Raw genomic sequence first — 17696 nt, forward strand, 5'->3', positions numbered from 1 at the left:
CTAACGGAATGGCGCGACGTCGGAGTGTAGCTCAGCCTGGTAGAGCACCGGTTTTGGGAACCGGGGGTCCAAAGTTCGAATCTTTGTACTCCGACCATTCGCGCATCGTGTTGAGGATACTGCATGACAGCCCGTATCTACCGCCCTTCCCGCAATGCCATGCAGTCGGGCAAGGGTAAGTCGAAGCAGTGGATCCTGGTGCACGAGCCCGCCCAGGCGCGCAAGATCGAGCCGCTGATGGGCTATACCAGCAGCTCCGATATGCAGCAGCAGATCAAGCTTTCCTTCTCGACGCTCGAAGAAGCTGAAGCCTATGCGCAGCGCAACGGCATCGAATATTCGGTACAGCCCGCGCATGACGCGACGCCCAAGCGCGTGAGCTATCCGGACAATTTCCGCTCGGACCGGAAAACGCCCTGGACGCACTGAGCCAAGCTCTCCAATAGATTCTATGAAGCGCCGCAATCCATTGTGGCGCTTTTGTTTTTGGCAAAGTTCGGCCAAACTTCTCGTGTCGAAATGTCACGAGGAGAACCATGCCCATGACCTTACTACGCCCCCTCGCCCTTCTGGTTTCGCTCTGCGGATTGAGCAGCACCGCGCTGGCTGCACCGGCGATCTGGAAGGTCAGCGACGCGGATAGTTCGGTCTGGCTCTTTGGTTCAATCCACCTCTTGCCGCCAGATACGGACTGGCGAACGGAGGAGTTCGACAAACTCGTCGACGCTGCGGACGGGGTTTATTTCGAAACGGATCTGGGACCGGCGGCACAGGCCGAAATCATCGTGCTCACGGCGCAGCGTGGGTTTTCAACCGACGCCAAGCTATTGAGTGAAAAATTGATCCCAAGCTGATGGGGAAAGTGCGCTCCATGGCGGACGCGGTGAACGTGCCGGTGGCGAGCCTCCTTGCCATGGAGCCTTGGATGGCGGCAACCATGCTCTCGACAGCGGTAATGACCGAAGCTGGATATGACCCTACTGTCGGTGTCGACTCGGTTATGTCCAAGGAAATTCCCGTGGAGCGCCAAGGATTTCTGGAAACAGCGGTAGAGCAAATGGATGCCATTTCGGGCGGAACGCGAGACGAACATATCCAATTGCTCACGGCAACGCTGGCCGAGGGACTGGACGCCGTTTCGACGATCGACGCGATGAAGGATGCCTGGGTAGACGGCACACCGGAACGGGTCGGGGATATCTTTTTGGCGCAGCTCGGCTCGTACGGCGATGGCTTTACCAAGCGGCTGATTACGGACCGCAATACAAACTGGACCGGGCAGATTTCCGACATGCTGGCGCGGAACGAGCAAGCTTTCCTCATCGTCGGCACGGGGCATCTCGTTGGTGAGGGCAGCGTCATCACCATGCTCGAGAACGCCGGCTTTACCAGCGAACGCGTGCAATAGGGCCGCCCGGTCTTAGCGGACGGCCCGAGAGCTTTAAACGTCGGAGAGACGGGTCCAGCGACTGTCATTCTGGCTGGATTTCACCGACGCCGTGATGAACTGCATGCCTTCGACGCCATCGGCGAGCGAGGGCAAGAGGTCTTCGTAAGCTGCGCCATCGCCGCGGATAACGGCCGCGAACTGGCTATAGAGCGTGGCGAAAGCTTCCAGATACCCTTCAGGGTGACCCGAAGGGATGCGGACATTCATCGAGGCTGCGGGCGGCAGCGAGATGGAACCGCCGCGCGTGAGCAACTGTTTTGGTTTGCCGAATTCGGTGAACCACATGTAGTTCGGATTATCCTGGCGCCATTCAATGCCGCCCTTGTCGCCATATACACGAAGCTGAAGGCCGTTTTCACAGCCGACGGCGACCTGGCTGGCCCAGAGCATGCCTTTCGCCCCTCCCTCAAAGCGCAACATGATGTGCACATTATCATCAAGCTGACGACCGGGGACAAATGCAGTCAAGTCCGCTGAAACGGCTTCGGTTTTGAGGCCAGTAACAAAGCGGGCAAGGTTATAGGCGTGGGTGCCGATATCGCCGATGGCGCCGCCGGCGCCGGAGCGGGCGGGGTCGGTGCGCCAGGAGGCCTGTTTGTTGTCGTCGGTCGTGGCTTCGGTCAACCAATCCTGCGGGTATTCGGCCTGGACGACGCGGATCTTGCCGAGCGCACCAGACGCGATGAGTTCGCGGGCCTGACGGATCAGCGGATAGCCGGTGTAGTTGTGGGTCAGCAGAAACTTCGCGCCGTTTTTCGGCTTGATTTCCAATAGTTTACGAGCATCTTCGATTGTGGCCGTGATCGGCTTGTCGCAAATGACGTGAATGCCAGCTTCAAGGAAGGCCTTCGCAGGGCCGAAGTGCATGTGGTTGGGCGTGACGATCGACACTGCCTCGATGCCGTCCGGGCGGGCGGCTTCGGCGCGGGCCATTTCTTCGTAGGAGGTGTAGATGCGATGTTCGGCGAGGCCCAGGTTTTTGCCGGATTCCTTGGCGACTTCGGGGCGCGATGAGAGTGCGCCGGCGACCAGATCATAGTCGCCATCGAGGCGGGCAGCGATGCGGTGGACGTAGCCGATGAAGGCTCCGGTGCCGCCGCCGACCATGCCGAGGCGGATGCGTTTTGCGCCGTTTTCAGCCATTTTTCGTGTCTCTTCTGTTAGCAACAGGTTAACATTGAGGCGCCGCTAACGCGAATAGGTTAGCGGCGCGTGGTTTGGCTTAGCTCAGACCCAGCATCTTGCGGTTTGCAGCCTTATCGGTCCCGCCCGAAGCGAAATCGTCGAAGGCGTGTTCGGTGACGCGGATGATGTAGCTCTTGATCAGCTCGGCGCCTTCACGCGCGCCATCTTCGGGGTGCTTGATGGCGCATTCCCATTCGAGGACGGCCCAGCCCTTGAAATCGTTGGCGGCCATCTTGGCAAAGATCGCGGGGAAATCGACCTGGCCATCGCCGATCGAGCGGAAGCGCCCTGCCCGGTCGATCCACGACTGGAAGCCGCCATAAACGCCCTGACGCCCCGTCGGGTTGAACTCGGCGTCCTTCACATGGAAGGCCTTGATGCGATCCTTGTAGATGTCGATGTAGTCGAGATAATCGAGCTGCTGCAGCACGAAGTGGCTAGGATCATAGAGCAGGTTGGCGCGCGGGTGGTTCTTCACGCGGTCGAGGAACATCTCGTACGAAATGCCGTCGTGCAGGTCTTCGCCGGGGTGGATTTCATAGCAGACATCGACGCCGGCATCATCGAAGGCATTGAGGATCGGGGTCCAACGGCGTGCCAGTTCGTCAAAGGCTTCTTCGACGAGGCCGGCGGGACGCTGCGGCCAAGGATAGATATAGGGCCAGGCGAGCGAGCCGGAGAACGTCGCGTGCGCGTTGAGGCCGAGGTTCTTCGAGGCCTTGGCGGCGTTGAGCATGGTCTTGACGGCCCATTCCTGACGGGCCTTCGGGTTGCCATGGACCGCAGCCGGGGCGAAGCCGTCGAAGGCTGCGTCATAGGCGGGGTGAACGGCGACGAGCTGGCCCTGGAGGTGGGTCGAGAGTTCGGTGATCTCGAGACCGTGGCTGTTGACGGTGCCCTTGATCTCGTCGGCATAGGTCTTGGATTCAGCGGCCTTTTCGAGATCGATGAAGCTTGAGACCCAGGTCGGGATCTGGACGCCCTTGTAGCCGAGGTCTGCAGCCCATTTGCAGATATTGTCGAGCGTATCGAAGGGGGCCTTATCGCCAGCGAACTGGGCGAGAAAGATTGCCGGGCCCTTGATGGTGGTGGCCATGAAGTCTCTCCTCTTGTGGCCCCGTGAACGCCTCGTCCGGGGCACGTTATTGACGATGCCGGGCAGCGAATGGCGACAGCCCTGACATGTTAGTTAGCAGTGTCGACCGGCATAGAAAGCCTGTCAATGAGGTACGCTCATCAAGCGGCGATGAGGGTAGCGGACGGATTAGCTTGCTTCGCGATCGGGTGTAGAAATCGGGAGGGCTGAGAGCTTTATGCCCAGCCCTTTGAGCACCCCAAGCAGCGTCGAGAGTTTAGGATCGCCTTGCTCACTGAGCGATCGGTACAGCGCTTCGCGCGTCACACCGGCTTCGCGGGCGATGCCTGACATGCCGCGGGCACGCGCCACTACCCCGAGGGCGTTGGAAATGAAAGCCGCATTGCCGGTTTCGAACGCTTCCGCGAGAAACTCGGCTTGCGCGGCTTCGTCTCCGAGATAGTCGGCAGCATCGAATGGAAGAGTTTCCAATGCCATCTCAAAGCTCCTTTGCCATTTGCACAGCTTTGGCGATGTCGCGGTCCTGAGACCCCTTATCGCCACCACACAGCAACACAATCACAACGCTGCCTTGCTGCACAAAATAGACGCGGTAGCCGGGACCATAGTCGATCCGCAGTTCGCCTATCCCGTCGAAGCGCTTCACATCACCTAGCAGGCCAGACTGAACACGCACGATGCGCCTAGCAATAATCTGAGCTGCCTTGCGATCTCGAAGAGATTGCATCCAATCTCTGAAGGCCACAGTTTGGCGAACTTCGATCATGTGAACTTTAGGTTACATTCAAGTTCGTTTCAAGGGATAGGACCGAGAGAATGAGGACGGCACGTGAAACCACCTGCCGTCCGTGTTCCATCAAGCCTTGAGCAGAGCCCGGGCTTCTTCGATGCCCAGGGCGCGGGGGCGTTCGCAGGTGGTTTGGAGAGTGAGGACCTGGCCGGTTTCGCCGGCCTTGAGAAGGCCTGTCATCACTTCGACCACGTGGAGCGCGACATCGAGGCCGCAGCGGGCGGTCTGGCCGGTTTCGTGCGAGAGCATCATGTCGGCAAGGCCGGCGCACCGATAGTTGGCGCGGGAAATGGCCTTATCGAGGTCCTGGTTCGGCTTGCCGAAGGGGTGATCCCAGGGCGTGACCGGGGTCCGCGTTCCGTCGATGCTGGCCGTGACCAGATCGCCGCCGAAGAAATTCGGATCGGGCACGAAGATCGAACCTTCGGTGCCGTAGAGCTCGATATTGTGGTGGCCGTGAGCCGCCACGTCCCAGCTGGCGCCGATGGTGACGATGGCGCCGTTGTGGAACTCGAGGACGCCATGGATGGTCGTCGGCGTGCCGACCTTGACGAAGGTGCCCTTATAGGGGCCCTCGGCTGTGACCTCGCGCTCGGTGCGGGCCATGTTGGTGAAGGCCGAGAGGCGCTTCACGGGGCCGAGGAGATGGACGAGATCGGTGATATAATAGGGACCGAGATCGAGGATCGGGCCGCCGCCGGGCTGGAAGAAGAAGTCCGGGTTCGGGTGCCAGTGTTCCATACCACGGCTCATGACGTGGGTGGTGCCGCTCATGATCTTGCCGAGCTTGCCACTGTCGATGATCTCGCGGGCCTGCTGATGCGCGCCACCGAGGAAGGTATCGGGGGCCGAACCAACCTTAAGACCGCGTTCGTCGGCGGCCTTCTTGAGGGCGAGGCCCTCCTCGACGCTGAGAACGAAGGGCTTTTCGGAATAGGCGTGCTTGCCGGCCGAGATAATGTCCGAAGACACCTTATAGTGGGTCGCCGGGATCGTGAGGTTCACGATCACGTCGATTTCGCTGTTCTTCAGCAGCTCATCGGGCGTCTGGGCGGCAACGCCGAATTCATCGGCGCGCTTCTTGGCGGCTTCCGGGAGAATGTCAGCGACGGCACGCACTTCAAGGCCGTTGAACAGCGGCGCAAGGCGCAGATAGGCAGCCGAGATGTTGCCGGCACCCATGATGCCGACGCCAAAGGTCTTTGCCATTTTAGACTCCGTAGCTCTTCAGGGCAGCAGCAGCATTGCGGGCGAAGCGAATGGCATCGCTTGGCTTGTCATGCTCGGCAACGAAGTAGCGGGCCTTGGTTTTGGCCTTGATCTGGTTGATATAGTTCGGCCAATCGAGCGTGCCCGTGCCGACGTCGGCCCAGCCATCTTCGTCGGTCTTTTCACCGGCTGGCGCGATGTCCTTGACGTGGACAGCGGTGATGCGATTGCCCAGCTTGTCGATCCAGAACAGCGGATCTTCGTTGGCGCGGATGACCCAGGCGAGATCCATTTCCCACTGCGTGTCCGGGGAAGCGTCGAGGATCAGTTCCATCGGGGTCTTGCCATTGGCAGCCTTGGCGAATTCCCAATGGTGGTTGTGGTAACCAAAGCCCTTGCCGGCAGCCTTGAAGGCGGCGGCAATCTTGGCGAGACCGTCGGCGAATTCGGCCCAATTGCCGGTGCCGTCCCGATAGGCTTCAGACGGGGGCGCGGGGCAATAAACCGTCTGGATGCCAACCTGATCGACGATCTTGAGCGCAGCATCGGTGTCTTCGAGCTGGCCATAGCCCATGTGTGCCGTCGGCATGGTGAGGCCGGCATTTTTCAGGCTCTGCGCGAGGGCGGCAGGATCGGCAAACTGGCCGCCCCAACCTTCGACCTGGGTATAGCCAAGGCCGGCGAGAGTCTTGAGGGTTTCGTCCAGCGACGCTTCGTTGCGTGCGCTATAGAGCTGGTAGGAGAAGTCCATTATCGGCCTCGTCTTTTCGGTTGGATGCGGCTCCGCATGTCGATGGGGTACTCCCCGAAGCGGGTGCCTGTCGCACCGCTTCGTCAGATGCAGTGCCGCAAAAGTAAGGTGAGGATCGGGCAGACCCGAAGTGGCGCCCCGGAGGGCGCCACGAAAGCTTAGAGCCGGCTTTCCGACTGTGCGTCGAAGAGCGAACCACGGGCGATGTCGAAACCGACGGTGACCTTATCGCCGGCATGGAGCGGAATATCGCTCGAGCAGCGGAAGGTGACCGGGATGCCGGCGACCTTGGTCCAGGCGAGGGTTTCCGAACCCATGGGCTCGACGATTTCGATTTCGGCCTGGGTCTGGAACGGCATGCCCTGGGCGGCATCGCCCAGAAGGATGTGTTCGGGACGCACGCCGAGAACGGCCTTGGTGGCAGCGCCACGCTGAGCAGCGAAATCATAGGCGCCGACCGGGATCTTGGTGCCATCGTCAGCGGTGAAGGTCGCACCATCGAGCGAGCCGTTGATGAAATTCATCGAAGGCGAGCCGATGAAGCCGGCGACGTAGAGATTGACCGGCTTGTTGTAGATGGTGTGCGGATCGGCCAACTGCTGGATGACGCCATTTTTCATGATGGCGATGCGGTCGGCGAGCGTCAGAGCCTCGATCTGGTCGTGGGTCACGTAGATCATGGTGTTCTTCAAGCGCGCATGGAGGCGCTTGATTTCGACGCGGAGATCGCTGCGGAGCTTGGCATCGAGGTTGGACAGCGGCTCGTCGAAGAGGAACACGTCCACGTCACGCACCAGGGCGCGGCCGATGGCGACGCGCTGGCGCTGACCGCCCGACAGGTTGGCCGGCTTGCGGCCGAGCAGCGGCTGGATCTGCAGGATTTCTGCAGCGCGCGCGACGCGGCGGGCAATCTCGTCCTTGGCCATACCTGAGACGCGGAGGCCGAAGGAGAGGTTCCGCTCGACGGTCATCTGCGGATAGAGCGCATAGGACTGGAACACCATGCCGATGCCGCGGTCCTTGGGCTCTTCCCAGGTGACGTTCTTGCCATTGATGAAGATCTGCCCATCGGACACATCGAGGAGACCCGCGATGCAGTTGAGCAGGGTGGACTTGCCGCAACCCGAGGGGCCCAAGAGGACGATGAACTCGCCCTGGGCAATATCGAGATTGAGGCGTTCGAGAACCTTCACATTGCCGAAATTCAGCGAGAGGTCTTTGATGGAAACGCTTGGCTGCATTTCTTTTATCCCTTCACGGCGCCGGCGGCGACGCCGCGTACGAACAGCTTGCCGGACACAAAGTAGATGATCAGTGGCACGAGACCGGTCAGCACGGTGGCAGCCATGTTGACGTTATATTCGGGCGTGCCCTGGGCCGAGTTGACGATGTTGTTGAGCTGGACCGTCATTGGGTAATTCTGCGGGCCGGCAAAGACGACGCCGAAGAGGAAGTCGTTCCAGATACCGGTGATCTGCAGGATGAGCGCGACGACGAAGATCGGCAGCGACATCGGGAGCATGATCTCGAAGAAGATACGCCAGAACCCTGCCCCATCGACACGCGCTGCCTTGAACAGTTCCTGCGGCAGCGAGGCGAAGTAATTGCGGAACAGAAGCGTCAGGATCGGCATGCCGAAGATGGTGTGGATGACGATAACGGCCTGGAGCGAGCCGAAAATCCCCATGCCGCGCGTCAGCATCACCAGCGGATAGAGCATCACCTGATAGGGGATGAACGAGCCGAAGATCAGGACGGCAAAGAAGATTTCCGAACCCTTGAAGCGCCAGTTGACCAGGGCATAACCGTTTACCGCGGCGATGAAGATCGAGACGATGGTCGATGGGATGGTGATCTTGACCGAGTTCCAGAAGCCGGGGGAGAGACCATTACAGGTGAGACCCGTGCAGGCACTGGTCCAGGCCTTGACCCAGGCGTCGAAGCTCGGCGCGGACGGCAGCGCGAAGATATTGCCGAAGCGGATTTCGGGCATGGTCTTGAGCGAGGTCACGACCATGACATAGAGCGGAAAGAGGAAGTAGAGCGCGAAGAAGATCAGGGTCGTGTAGATCATGATCTTTTTGGGCGTGAAGAACGGCTTGGGGCGCGGACCGCGTGGGTCCGTGGCCGCGTTGCCGCCAGTTGCCGGCGCGGAGCCGGTCATAGTCGCGGTCTGGCTCATTTGCGCCCCTTTCCGCCAAATTCGAGATAGGCCCACGGAACCATGATGATCATGACCGTGAGGAGCATCATGGTCGCGGCAGCGAGGCCCTGGCCGATATTGCCGCCCGAGAACATGTAATTGTAGACGTATTTGGCGGGCACTTCGGACGAGATGCCCGGGCCGCCATTGGTGAGCGCGACCACAAGGTCATAAAGACGGACGATGCCCGAGCCGATGAGCACCACGGCGGTGACGAGCACGCCGCGCATCATGGGCAGAACCACCGAGATATAGGTGCGCCAGGTCGGGATGCCGTCGACGCGCGCGGCTTTCCAGATCTCTTCATCGACGCCGCGGAGACCGGCGAGCATGAGCACCATACAGAAGCCGACGCCCTGCCATAGACCGGCAATGAGCAGCGCGAAGAGCACCATGCGCGGATTGGCGATCCAGTCGAAGGTGAAATTGGTCCAGCCCAGGTTCCGCATCGTGCCCTGAAGGCCCAGCGTCGGGTTCATGATCCACTGCCAGACAAGGCCGGTGACGATGAACGAAAGCGCGAAGGGATAGAGCATGATGGTGCGGAAGGCGCTTTCGAAGCGGATCTTCTGGTCCATCAAAACGGCGAGCAGAAAGCCGAGCCCAAGGGTCAGCACCAGCGACATGGCGCCGTACATCAAGAGATTGATGACCGAGACATTCCAGCGCGAGGTGGCGAACAGGCGCTCGTACTGATCGAAGCCGACAAACTTGCCCGTCGGCAGGAGTTTGGAGTTCGTGAACGAGTAGTAGATCGTCCAGATGGTGCAGCCGATGAAGACGACGAGCACCGTCGCGACCATCGGGATTGCCGCGACCTTGGCGGACAGGTTGTGAAGGAAGAATTTTTTAAAGGCGCTGGGCCGGCTGGATGATCCAGCCACCGGCGCGGATTGTACGGCAGTGTCCGCCATCAGTGTCTCTCCATACGACAGTGGTCGACCTTGTCGATTCAAGGCCGACCACCGCTTTTCAGTGATGAGAAGTTATTCTCACCGAAACGACCGACGCTTAGTCAGCGGACTCGATGATCGAAGCATAGCGTTCGATGTAGTCGTCGACAGTGATGCTGTCGTCATCGAGGAACTCGGTGTTGAGGTCCGTCATCTGCTGCTGGGTGTCTGCGGAGAGAGCAAAGTCACCCGACGGCAGCAGACCGTTCTTGAGAAGGCCGAGAGCCTTCTGCATGCACGGATTGGCCTGCGACAGGTCGATATCCGTACGGATCGGCATGGAGCCCTTCTTCAGGTTGAAGGCGAGCTGAGCTTCTGGCGAGATGATCGTGCGCGCAAGCTGGGCCTGAGCTTCGATGACAGCCGGATCGGTGCCTTCTGGAAGAACCGGGAAGTAGAACGAGTCGCCGCCGCCGGTCAGCTGAGTGCCGAGGCCGAGAGCCGGGAGACATTCATAGTCCTTGCCGGGAACGGCGCCAGCAACCTGAAGGTCGCCCTGGAGCCAGTCGCCGTGGATGTTGCCAGCCGCGGTGCCTTCGATGAGCTGCGTGCCGACGTCGCCGAAGGACGGAACCATGGTTTCAGGCGAAACGACCTGGCGCAGAGCGTCGAGAGCTTCGGCAACCTTGCGGAATTCCGGGCTGCGAACAGCTTCGGCATCCTTGTCGCGGTTGATCTTGAGAACGAGATCGGAACCGCCGATGCCCGACATCAGAACGCCCGGGATACCCGAGAACGGCCAGCCAGTGGCAAGACCGAATGGCAGGATGCCGGCTTCCTGCAGAGCAGGCCAGGAGGCGACGTATTCGTTCCAATCCTTGGGGACCGGCTGACCGATCTTTTCATAGGCCTTGGTCGAGAGCCACAGCCAATCCCACGAGTGGATATTGACGGGCAGGCAGTAGAGGCCACCGTCGATCTTGCACGGCTCGAGGAGCGACTGATCGACGTAGAACGAGTCGATGTTCATGTCGGCAACGACATCGGTCAGGTCGCGGATAAGGCCAGCCTGGATGAGTTCTTCGGCATCGCGGCCGGTGTTCATCTGGGTGGCACCCATCGGGTCGCCACCGATGATGCGGCTGATGATGACGGGGTTCGCACCGGTGCCGGAACCGGCCAGGGCGCTATCGATCCACTTGTTGCCGGTTTCTTCTTCGAAGACGCGGGCAAATTCGGCCACGGCGGCCGCTTCACCAGCGGACGTCCACCAGTGGGTCACTTCGAGATCGGCTGCGTACGAAGACGTAGAGCCGAGCAGCGCGGTCGCCATCATGGCAACCACTGCAAATTTCTTCATAGGAATGTCCTCCCAACGAACACGAGGAGCTGTGTGCCCCCATTCATGCCACCGGCCGGCGGATCCCCGTTCCTCCAGACACCCGTTCGGCCGCATGTAATCGATTGCATAAACCAAGTGAAATAGGTTGTGCAATCGATTTCATTAGTTTCATACACGTCTTGCAGACCTGTCAAGATCGAATTAGACAGATTGCGACACTGACAGCGAGAGGGGGCGCTGCCAGCCGTGACAACAGATCGAAAAACGACGACGATTCAAGACGTTGCGCGTATAGCCAATGTCTCCACAGCAACTGTGAGCAGAGCTCTTTCCGCCCCTGACAAGGTGAGCGAGGGAACGCGTGCGCGCGTCTCGGAAGCGATCCGTGCAACCGGTTACACGCTCAATCAGGCAGGCCGGTCTTTACGCCAAAGGTCGGCGAAAACTATTCTTGTCGCCATCCCCGATATCAGAAATCCGTTTTTTTCGCTGATCCTCGACGCCATAGAGCGGGAGGCGGCTAGTCGCGGGTTCGGCGTCCTTGTTTTGAACCTTTATTTCGGCCACGAAACCATTCGCCGGCTGCAAGATTTTCTTCTTTCGAACCGTGCCGACGGGCTGCTGCTGCTCGATGGGTCGGTCGACATGCACATGCTGCGCGAGCTTGCCGAACAGGCGGCCGAGATCCCGCTAGTGGTGGCGTGTGAAGAGATTCCCAATTCGGGATTTCACACGGTCTTGACGGATAATGTCGAGGCGGCGGAGCGGGCAACGCAGCACCTGATCGACCTTGGACATCGCAAGATCGCGCATCTGGTGGGGCCGGATCATAACGTCGTCGCGCGCGAGCGGCTGGTGGGCTATCTCAAGGCGCTCAATCGCGCCGGCCTCCCTGCCCTGCCCGAATGGCAGCTGCGCGGCAATTTCGACATGGAAAGCGGCTTTGCAGCGTCGGCCCGGTTCCTAGGCGTCGCCGACCGGCCGAGCGCGGTCTTTGCCGCAAACGACGAGGCCGCCATCGGTTTTCTGTCGGGACTACGGAATCACGGCCTGATCTGTCCGCGGGACGTTTCGGTGGTTGGGTTCGACGATCTCGGCGTTGCCGCGCATTATGCGCCGCCTCTGACCACAATGCGCCAACCGCGCGAAACGCTTGGCAGGATGGCCGCGGAAGCGCTGATCGATCTCGTCGAAAATCCCGGCGTGATCGCGGCGCCGCTCCGGATCGTGCTGCGCTCGGAATTGGTGGTTCGCGAGAGTACAAGCCGTGCCCAAATCCAAGTGACCGCGAAAGCCGCCGAGATCGTCGCTTCCTGATCGTGGGGCATTTCATTTTTCGCCAAATCCGCTAAAGGGAGACTCGTGCGGTCCCGTAGCTCAGCTGGATAGAGCAGCAGCCTTCTAAGCTGAAGGTCACAGGTTCGAGTCCTGTCGGGATCGCCAGTCCATCCGCGCTGGCTTATGGGCCGCCTCAGACGTTCAACACTATCGGAGGAGGCCTGCTTGGCTCTCTTTGCCATAAGCTTCATGCTCGAAGACGGTAGCGACTACAATGATCGCCTCGCGACCCTGGTGAAGGCGATCGAGGAAGCGGCCGATGGCGACGTCTGGTCGGAAACAGCCTCGTTTTTTCTCGTCACGTCGACGAAGAATTCGGCCAATCTCAAAGACGAAATCATGGCGTCCGTCGGCTTGCAGGATGGTGACGTGCTGCTCGTTATCAACCTGAGCAAGACCAAAGGTCACTCGACACACGGCCTATCCAAGAAGACCTTGTTCAAGAAGCTGATCGATCAGCGCTAGCGGCTACGCGGCTTCGCTCCATCAGGGCTTGCACCTTTTCTGTGTCTTCACTCGACACGGGATTGTAGACGACCATCCCCAATTCGGGTCGACCATCAACGGCGAAGGCGGAGAATTCGAGCTGCAACAGGCCCATATCCGGGTGGTGCAGACGCTTGACGCCTTCGTGGTGGGCCGCGATGTCGTTCGCGATCCAGAGACGCTTGAAATCGGGACTGGAGGCCGAGAGCTCATCGACTAGCTGCTTGATCGCCTCGGTTGCGCCGGCGCGGGCGACATCGGCGCGGAATGAGCCGACGACGTAGCGCGCGACGCTTTCCCAATCTTCCTGAATGGCGCGAAGACTGGATTGCCCGAACATCAGTCGCAGAATGTTGCGCTTTTCGACGGGCAGCTTGCCGTAATCGGTGAGCACTGCCGCAGCGGCACGGTTCCAGGCCAGCACATCCCAAGTGGCGGACTTGATGAAGGCCGGGCTATGGGCCATGGCGTCGAGAATTTTTTGTAGCCTCGGCGTTACGCCATCGATGGGTTTGTACTGGACCTCGGGAGGCCGCCCGAGCGCGAGGATGTAGATGTGCTCGCGCTCCATCTCTGTCAGCATGAGGCCTTTGGAGAGGCGATCGAGCACATCGGCAGACGGCGCGCCACCGCGACCTTGCTCGAGCCAGGTGTACCAGGTGGGGCTGATATTGGATCGCTGCGCGACCTCTTCGCGCCGCAAACCGGCCGTCCGCCGCCGGGTACCGGTATAGCCGAATGTTGCGGGGTCGAGACGGGTGCGACGATCGCGCAGATAATCGCCGAGAGCGTTGCTCGAACTTGGGGAGACCGACATCCGGGTACATCCTATACCATGATAAGATCACTACTTTAACAGGACTAGATCTACCGCCACCCTGTGAGCCGAACAATATGAAAGGTGTCTTCCATGCGCGTTTTTCTCACTGGGGCGACAGGGTTTATTGGGTCGAAGGTCTTGGCGGAACTGATTGCCGCCGGACATCAGGTTATCGGGGTCGTGCGGTCCGAGACTGGCGCTGATGCTGTGCTCGCCGCTGGCGGCGAGCCCTATTATGGCACGCTGGAGGCGCCGGAGGCTTTGGCAGAGGGGGCAGCACAGGCAGAGGCCGTGGTGCATACGGCCTTCGACCACGACTTCACCAAATTCGTCGCCAACTGCGAAAAAGACACGCGGGTGATCGAGGCAATCGGTAGCGTGCTCGTGGGATCGAACAGGCCGTTTCTGATCACGTCCGGCGTGGGCATGGGCAATGGCCCCAATGGCGAAGCGGCGACGGAACATGTCTTTGACCGCCAGAACGCCAATCCGAGGCGGATGTCGGAACTGGCGGGTGAGGCTATCGGCGCCAAGGGCGTCAGCGTTTCCTTCGTCCGACTGCCGCAGGTGCACGATACGCAGAAGCAGGGGCTGATTTCGCCGATGATCGAAATTGCCCGGCAGCGCGGCTTTGCAGCCTATGTCGGAGAAGGCGCGGGGCGCTGGTCGGCAGTCCATGTCAGCGACGCGGCGCGGCTCTATCGCCTGGCGCTCGAGCAGCATGAAAACGGCGCGCGCTATCACGCTGTCGGAGAGAGCGGCTTACCGGCTCGTCTCATCGCCGAGGCGATCGGAGAGGGACTCAGCATTCCCGTGCGGTCGCTCGCGCCAGATGAAATCGAGGCCTACTATGGCCACTTCGCGCATTTTGCGACAATGGACCTGCCAGCCACAAGCGATTGGACGCGCCAGACGCTCGGTTGGGCGCCGACTGGTCCGGGTTTGATCGAAGACCTGCAGAACATGGACTTCGGCAACGCTCGATAGTCTGGGCATGAGGTGCCGGCAGGCTCGTCTGCCGGCACGCTTGAGTTAGATTACCGCGGGTCTTGGGCGGTAGGCGCTTTCGATATCTGCGATGTCTTCGGGGCTCAGTTTCAGATCGAGAGCGGCGACAGCATCGGTCAGGTGATGAGGCTTGGATGCGCCGATGATCGGGGCCGTAACGAGCGGATTGTGCAGGACCCAGGCGAGGGCGACCTGGGACATGGGCACGCCGAGGCGCTTAGCGACCACCTCTACCTTATCGACGATACCGCGGTCCATTTCGGCGGTGTCGCCATAGAGTTTCGGGATGACATTATCGGTGGCGGATCGGCCCGTGGCTTGCCCCCAGGGGCGAGTGAGCAAGCCCCTGCCCTGCGGGCTCCACGGAATCAAGCCAACGCCCTGATCAGCGCAGAGCGGCAGCATTTCACGCTCTTCCTCGCGATAGAGCAGGCTGAGCTGGTTTTGCATGGAGATAAACGGCGTCCAGCCATTCATCTTGGCTACATATTGAGCCTTGGAAAACTGCCAGGCCGACATGGACGAGGCGCCGATATAGGTGGCCTTACCCGATCGCACGACGTCGTGCAGCGCCTCCATCGTCTCTTCGATGGGGGTGTCATCGTCCCAGCGATGGATCTGGTAGAGGTCGACATAGTCGGTCTGGAGCCGAGAAAGCGACGCGTCGATCTCGCGCATGATGGCGCGGCGCGAGAGGCCGGTGGCGTTGGCGTCGGTGCGGCGGGTGGCGCCATTGACCTTGGTGGCCAGGACAATGTCCTCGCGGCGCACGAAATCCTTGAAGGCGCGGCCGACGATCTCTTCGGAACTGCCATCGGAATAGACATTGGCCGTATCGAAGAAGGTGATGCCAAGGTCGAGCGCCTGACGGATAAATGGCCGGCTTTCTTCTTCAGACAGGGTCCAGGAATGGTTGCCCTGATCGGCAGCACCATAGGTCATGCAGCCAAGGCAGAGCCGAGAGACTTTCAGGCCGCTATTGCCAAGTCGTTTATGGTCCATTCTCGCTCTCCCGATCCGATTGTTGGCCCGAAGGTAAGCCGTGGCGGCGGTAGGTGTATAGGACTAATCGGCGAGGTTAGCCGATCTTGCTCAGACCAAATCTACTTGGCGCCTCACAGATCGACCCAGGCGCGGGTGCGCGTCGATGTTTTCACCGCGTCGAGAACCTGCTGATTTTTCAATCCATCTTCGAAGGTGGCCCCACGTTTCAGGGCCCTGCCCTCGCGGATGGAGGAGGTGAGCTCCTGGAGCGCGGCAACGACGGAGACGTTCCAGACGCCTTTGTTGAGGCCCGGGAGCTGGGCATTGGGGTCATCGACGGTGATATCGGTAAAGCTCTCGCCTGCCTTGGCAAACATCAGGCGTTCGGTGTCGTTGTCGAGAAGGATGCTGCCCTTGGAGCCGAAGACCTGGGTCAGGTTGCCGATATTGTTGGCGGCGACACCAGACATGAAGACCTGAGCCAAAGCGCCGCTGGTCATTTCCAGGGTGAAATAGGAGAGGTCGTCCGCAGTGGCTGTCCAGGCCTCGCCCGTTTTCTTGTCGATCCGGTTTGGAATGACGGTCAGCGCCTGGCCGACGACGGAGCGGACAGGCCCAAGCCACCAGCGCAGCATATCGACCTGATGGCTGCCATTGGCACCGAGACGGCCACCGCCCTGTTCGGCAAGGCTCCACCAATCGCCTTTCGGGCGGCTAGCGGGATTGGCCCAGGAGGCGCCGATATTGGCGATATTGACGTGGCGGATGTCGCCCAACTCGCCTGCAGCAATGAGCTCGGCGACGCGGGCGCGATTGGGATTGAAGCGCAGTTCGTGGTCGATCATGTGGACGCGGCCGAGTGCCTCGGCCTTATCGAGCATGGCCTTAGCTTCGGTTGCGTCCATCGCTGTCGGCTTTTCGCAGAGCACATGGGCGCCGCGGTCGAGCGCAGCGAGCGTGATGGGCGCATGGAGATCGGTAGGCGTCGCGATCAGCACGAGGTCGAGCTGGTGATTGTCGAGCATCGCCAGCCAATCGTCATAAGCTGCGCCGACACCGAACTCGGAGGCGGCGGATTGGGCGCTTTCGAGGCGGCTCGAGGCAATGGCGACGACTTCAGTGCCCTCCACGTGGCGAAGAGCGGGCAAGTAGGCAGCGCGGGCAAAGCTTGCCCCGACAATTCCGATTTTCATTTTTGTCTTTCCGGTTTCGGGGTCAGGCCATGGTCTTGAGGCGCGGATCGAGGAAATCGCGCAGCCAATCGCCGAGGATATTGAAGGACAGCACGGTCAGGACGATCGCCATGCCGGGGAAGAAGGCGAGCCACCACTTGTTGGCCATCAGCTGATCGCGGCTGTCGGCTAGCATAGCGCCCCAGGTCGGCACATCGGGCGGTACGCCGAGGCCGAGGAAAGAAAGCGAGGCTTCCGATAGGATCACCGAGGCGACGTTGAACGAGGCGATGACGGTGAGCGGCGCGATGATATTGGGCAGAATGGTGCGGAAGATGATGAGGAAGGTGGAATCCCCAAGGGCACGGGCGGCCTCCACATATTCCTTTTCGCGGATGGATAGGGTTTGTGCGCGGACGATGCGGGCATAGGTGACCCATTGGCCGACGCCAAGGACGATGATGATGTTCACGACGCCTGGCCCGAGGATGACGAGGAACATGATGGCGAGAAGGATGAACGGGAAGGCGAGTTGGATGTCGCCGAGACGCATGATGACGTCGTCGATCCAGCCGCCGAAATAGCCGGCGAGCAGACCGGCGATAACCCCGATCGTACCGCCGACGAGAATGGCGCAGATGCCGACGAGGAGCGAAACGCGGGCGCCATAGAGCAGCCGTGAGAACACATCACGGCCGAGCCCGTCCGTGCCGAGGAGGAAGAAGGCGTCGCGGCGGCCCTCGGTCAGCGGATCGGCAAGGCGCATCATGATGTCCTGCCGATTGGGATCGAGCGGGGAGATCCACGGACCGAAGAGAGCGGCGATGGCGACGCAGAAGAGGATGAGCGCCGCGACGACCGGCCATTTGGCCTGGACCATGGAGCGGATGGCGCGGCGGAATTCGCGCCGGCGATGGGACATGGGGCGCGTGACGATGACGGGGCGTCCTGCAGTTTCGACCGACATTG

18 protein-coding genes, 2 tRNA genes and 1 pseudogene are annotated in these 17696 nt (G+C 60.5%); 7 read left to right on the top strand and 14 right to left on the bottom strand.

The window, feature by feature from the left end:
- Nucleotides 1-20 precede the first annotated feature (20 nt).
- The 3 genes and pseudogenes from DevBK_RS06945 (at nt 21) to DevBK_RS06955 (ending at nt 1408) form a co-directional block, all read left to right on the top strand.
- A tRNA-Pro gene (locus DevBK_RS06945) sits at nt 21-97 on the top strand.
- Between the two features lie 26 nt (nt 98-123).
- Nucleotides 124-429 carry an ETC complex I subunit gene (locus DevBK_RS06950; RefSeq protein WP_317184905.1) on the top strand — a complete coding sequence of 102 codons (306 nt, stop codon included), beginning with the start codon at nt 124-126 and terminating at the stop codon, nt 427-429.
- Nucleotides 430-542: 113 nt separating this feature from the next.
- Nucleotides 543-1408: pseudogene (locus DevBK_RS06955) on the top strand (TraB/GumN family protein).
- 33 nt (nt 1409-1441) lie between these two features.
- Here DevBK_RS06955 and DevBK_RS06960 read toward each other — a convergent pair.
- The 10 genes from DevBK_RS06960 to DevBK_RS07005 all read right to left on the bottom strand — a co-directional run bounded on the left by DevBK_RS06960 (nt 1442) and on the right by DevBK_RS07005 (nt 10937).
- The gene (locus DevBK_RS06960; protein WP_317184906.1) at nt 1442-2593 is read right to left on the bottom strand and encodes a Gfo/Idh/MocA family oxidoreductase; all 1152 of its coding nucleotides are present in this window, start codon (nt 2591-2593) and stop codon (nt 1442-1444) included.
- A gap of 79 nt (nt 2594-2672) precedes the next feature.
- Complete coding sequence (locus tag DevBK_RS06965; protein WP_317184907.1) at nt 2673-3731, bottom strand: sugar phosphate isomerase/epimerase; 1059 nt, start codon at nt 3729-3731, stop codon at nt 2673-2675.
- Nucleotides 3732-3899: 168 nt separating this feature from the next.
- The gene (locus tag DevBK_RS06970) at nt 3900-4208 is read right to left on the bottom strand and encodes an addiction module antidote protein (RefSeq protein ID WP_317184908.1); all 309 of its coding nucleotides are present in this window, start codon (nt 4206-4208) and stop codon (nt 3900-3902) included.
- 1 nt (nt 4209) lies between these two features.
- Complete coding sequence (locus tag DevBK_RS06975) at nt 4210-4497, bottom strand: type II toxin-antitoxin system RelE/ParE family toxin (protein WP_317184909.1); 288 nt, start codon at nt 4495-4497, stop codon at nt 4210-4212.
- A gap of 90 nt (nt 4498-4587) precedes the next feature.
- Nucleotides 4588-5730, bottom strand: coding sequence for a Gfo/Idh/MocA family oxidoreductase (locus tag DevBK_RS06980; RefSeq protein ID WP_317184910.1), 1143 nt, complete (start codon nt 5728-5730; stop codon nt 4588-4590).
- Between the two features lies 1 nt (nt 5731).
- Nucleotides 5732-6481 (bottom strand): sugar phosphate isomerase/epimerase, encoded by a 750-nt coding sequence (locus tag DevBK_RS06985; RefSeq protein ID WP_317184911.1) that lies wholly within the window; start codon nt 6479-6481, stop codon nt 5732-5734.
- Between the two features lie 158 nt (nt 6482-6639).
- On the bottom strand, nt 6640-7722 hold the full coding sequence (locus DevBK_RS06990) for an ABC transporter ATP-binding protein (protein ID WP_061906910.1): 1083 nt from the start codon (nt 7720-7722) through the stop codon (nt 6640-6642).
- A 5-nt stretch (nt 7723-7727) separates the two neighbouring features.
- Nucleotides 7728-8645 carry a carbohydrate ABC transporter permease gene (locus DevBK_RS06995; protein WP_317185600.1) on the bottom strand — a complete coding sequence of 306 codons (918 nt, stop codon included), beginning with the start codon at nt 8643-8645 and terminating at the stop codon, nt 7728-7730.
- 14 nt (nt 8646-8659) lie between these two features.
- The gene (locus tag DevBK_RS07000; protein ID WP_082461248.1) at nt 8660-9598 is read right to left on the bottom strand and encodes a carbohydrate ABC transporter permease; all 939 of its coding nucleotides are present in this window, start codon (nt 9596-9598) and stop codon (nt 8660-8662) included.
- A gap of 97 nt (nt 9599-9695) precedes the next feature.
- Nucleotides 9696-10937, bottom strand: a complete 1242-nt coding sequence (locus DevBK_RS07005) for an ABC transporter substrate-binding protein (protein ID WP_317184912.1) — start codon at nt 10935-10937, stop codon at nt 9696-9698.
- A 228-nt stretch (nt 10938-11165) separates the two neighbouring features.
- Between DevBK_RS07005 and DevBK_RS07010 the strand changes: the two genes are divergently transcribed.
- The 3 genes from DevBK_RS07010 to DevBK_RS07020 all read left to right on the top strand — a co-directional run bounded on the left by DevBK_RS07010 (nt 11166) and on the right by DevBK_RS07020 (nt 12722).
- The gene (locus DevBK_RS07010; RefSeq protein WP_317184913.1) at nt 11166-12236 is read left to right on the top strand and encodes a LacI family DNA-binding transcriptional regulator; all 1071 of its coding nucleotides are present in this window, start codon (nt 11166-11168) and stop codon (nt 12234-12236) included.
- 49 nt (nt 12237-12285) lie between these two features.
- Nucleotides 12286-12362 (top strand) — tRNA-Arg (locus DevBK_RS07015).
- Nucleotides 12363-12422: 60 nt separating this feature from the next.
- The gene (locus DevBK_RS07020; protein ID WP_061906914.1) at nt 12423-12722 is read left to right on the top strand and encodes a hypothetical protein; all 300 of its coding nucleotides are present in this window, start codon (nt 12423-12425) and stop codon (nt 12720-12722) included.
- On the opposite strand, the gene DevBK_RS07025 is transcribed toward DevBK_RS07020, so the two are convergent.
- Nucleotides 12697-13560, bottom strand: coding sequence for a helix-turn-helix transcriptional regulator (locus DevBK_RS07025; protein WP_317184914.1), 864 nt, complete (start codon nt 13558-13560; stop codon nt 12697-12699). The genes DevBK_RS07020 and DevBK_RS07025 overlap by 26 nt on opposite strands.
- A gap of 93 nt (nt 13561-13653) precedes the next feature.
- Here DevBK_RS07025 and DevBK_RS07030 point away from each other — a divergent pair, with 93 nt between their 5' ends.
- A complete protein-coding gene (locus DevBK_RS07030) occupies nt 13654-14550 on the top strand; it encodes an SDR family oxidoreductase (RefSeq protein ID WP_317184915.1) in 897 nt (298 codons plus the stop codon).
- A 45-nt stretch (nt 14551-14595) separates the two neighbouring features.
- On the opposite strand, the gene DevBK_RS07035 is transcribed toward DevBK_RS07030, so the two are convergent.
- The 3 genes from DevBK_RS07035 to DevBK_RS07045 form a co-directional block, all read right to left on the bottom strand.
- On the bottom strand, nt 14596-15573 hold the full coding sequence (locus DevBK_RS07035) for an aldo/keto reductase (protein WP_317184916.1): 978 nt from the start codon (nt 15571-15573) through the stop codon (nt 14596-14598).
- Nucleotides 15574-15686: 113 nt separating this feature from the next.
- Nucleotides 15687-16748 carry a Gfo/Idh/MocA family oxidoreductase gene (locus tag DevBK_RS07040; RefSeq protein WP_317184917.1) on the bottom strand — a complete coding sequence of 354 codons (1062 nt, stop codon included), beginning with the start codon at nt 16746-16748 and terminating at the stop codon, nt 15687-15689.
- A gap of 22 nt (nt 16749-16770) precedes the next feature.
- Nucleotides 16771-17694 (bottom strand): ABC transporter permease, encoded by a 924-nt coding sequence (locus DevBK_RS07045; RefSeq protein ID WP_317184918.1) that lies wholly within the window; start codon nt 17692-17694, stop codon nt 16771-16773.
- Nucleotides 17695-17696: the final 2 nt, after the last annotated feature.

Source organism: Devosia sp. BK (genome assembly GCF_032907385.1).
Taxonomy (GTDB): Bacteria; Pseudomonadota; Alphaproteobacteria; order Rhizobiales; family Devosiaceae; genus Devosia.

Bases quoted from the DNA above. Each gene is read 5' to 3' on its own strand.
- DevBK_RS06950 (WP_317184905.1), top strand. From the start codon at position 124: ATGACAGCCCGTATCTACCGCCCTTCCCGCAATGCCATGCAGTCGGGC.
- DevBK_RS06960 (WP_317184906.1), bottom strand. From the start codon at position 2,593: ATGGCTGAAAACGGCGCAAAACGCATCCGCCTCGGCATGGTCGGCGGC.
- DevBK_RS06965 (WP_317184907.1), bottom strand. From the start codon at position 3,731: ATGGCCACCACCATCAAGGGCCCGGCAATCTTTCTCGCCCAGTTCGCT.
- DevBK_RS06970 (WP_317184908.1), bottom strand. From the start codon at position 4,208: ATGGCATTGGAAACTCTTCCATTCGATGCTGCCGACTATCTCGGAGAC.
- DevBK_RS06975 (WP_317184909.1), bottom strand. From the start codon at position 4,497: ATGATCGAAGTTCGCCAAACTGTGGCCTTCAGAGATTGGATGCAATCT.
- DevBK_RS06980 (WP_317184910.1), bottom strand. From the start codon at position 5,730: ATGGCAAAGACCTTTGGCGTCGGCATCATGGGTGCCGGCAACATCTCG.
- DevBK_RS06985 (WP_317184911.1), bottom strand. From the start codon at position 6,481: ATGGACTTCTCCTACCAGCTCTATAGCGCACGCAACGAAGCGTCGCTG.
- DevBK_RS06990 (WP_061906910.1), bottom strand. From the start codon at position 7,722: ATGCAGCCAAGCGTTTCCATCAAAGACCTCTCGCTGAATTTCGGCAAT.
- DevBK_RS06995 (WP_317185600.1), bottom strand. From the start codon at position 8,645: ATGACCGGCTCCGCGCCGGCAACTGGCGGCAACGCGGCCACGGACCCA.
- DevBK_RS07000 (WP_082461248.1), bottom strand. From the start codon at position 9,598: ATGGCGGACACTGCCGTACAATCCGCGCCGGTGGCTGGATCATCCAGC.
- DevBK_RS07005 (WP_317184912.1), bottom strand. From the start codon at position 10,937: ATGAAGAAATTTGCAGTGGTTGCCATGATGGCGACCGCGCTGCTCGGC.
- DevBK_RS07025 (WP_317184914.1), bottom strand. From the start codon at position 13,560: ATGTCGGTCTCCCCAAGTTCGAGCAACGCTCTCGGCGATTATCTGCGC.
- DevBK_RS07030 (WP_317184915.1), top strand. From the start codon at position 13,654: ATGCGCGTTTTTCTCACTGGGGCGACAGGGTTTATTGGGTCGAAGGTC.
- DevBK_RS07035 (WP_317184916.1), bottom strand. From the start codon at position 15,573: ATGGACCATAAACGACTTGGCAATAGCGGCCTGAAAGTCTCTCGGCTC.
- DevBK_RS07040 (WP_317184917.1), bottom strand. From the start codon at position 16,748: ATGAAAATCGGAATTGTCGGGGCAAGCTTTGCCCGCGCTGCCTACTTG.
- DevBK_RS07045 (WP_317184918.1), bottom strand. From the start codon at position 17,694: ATGTCGGTCGAAACTGCAGGACGCCCCGTCATCGTCACGCGCCCCATG.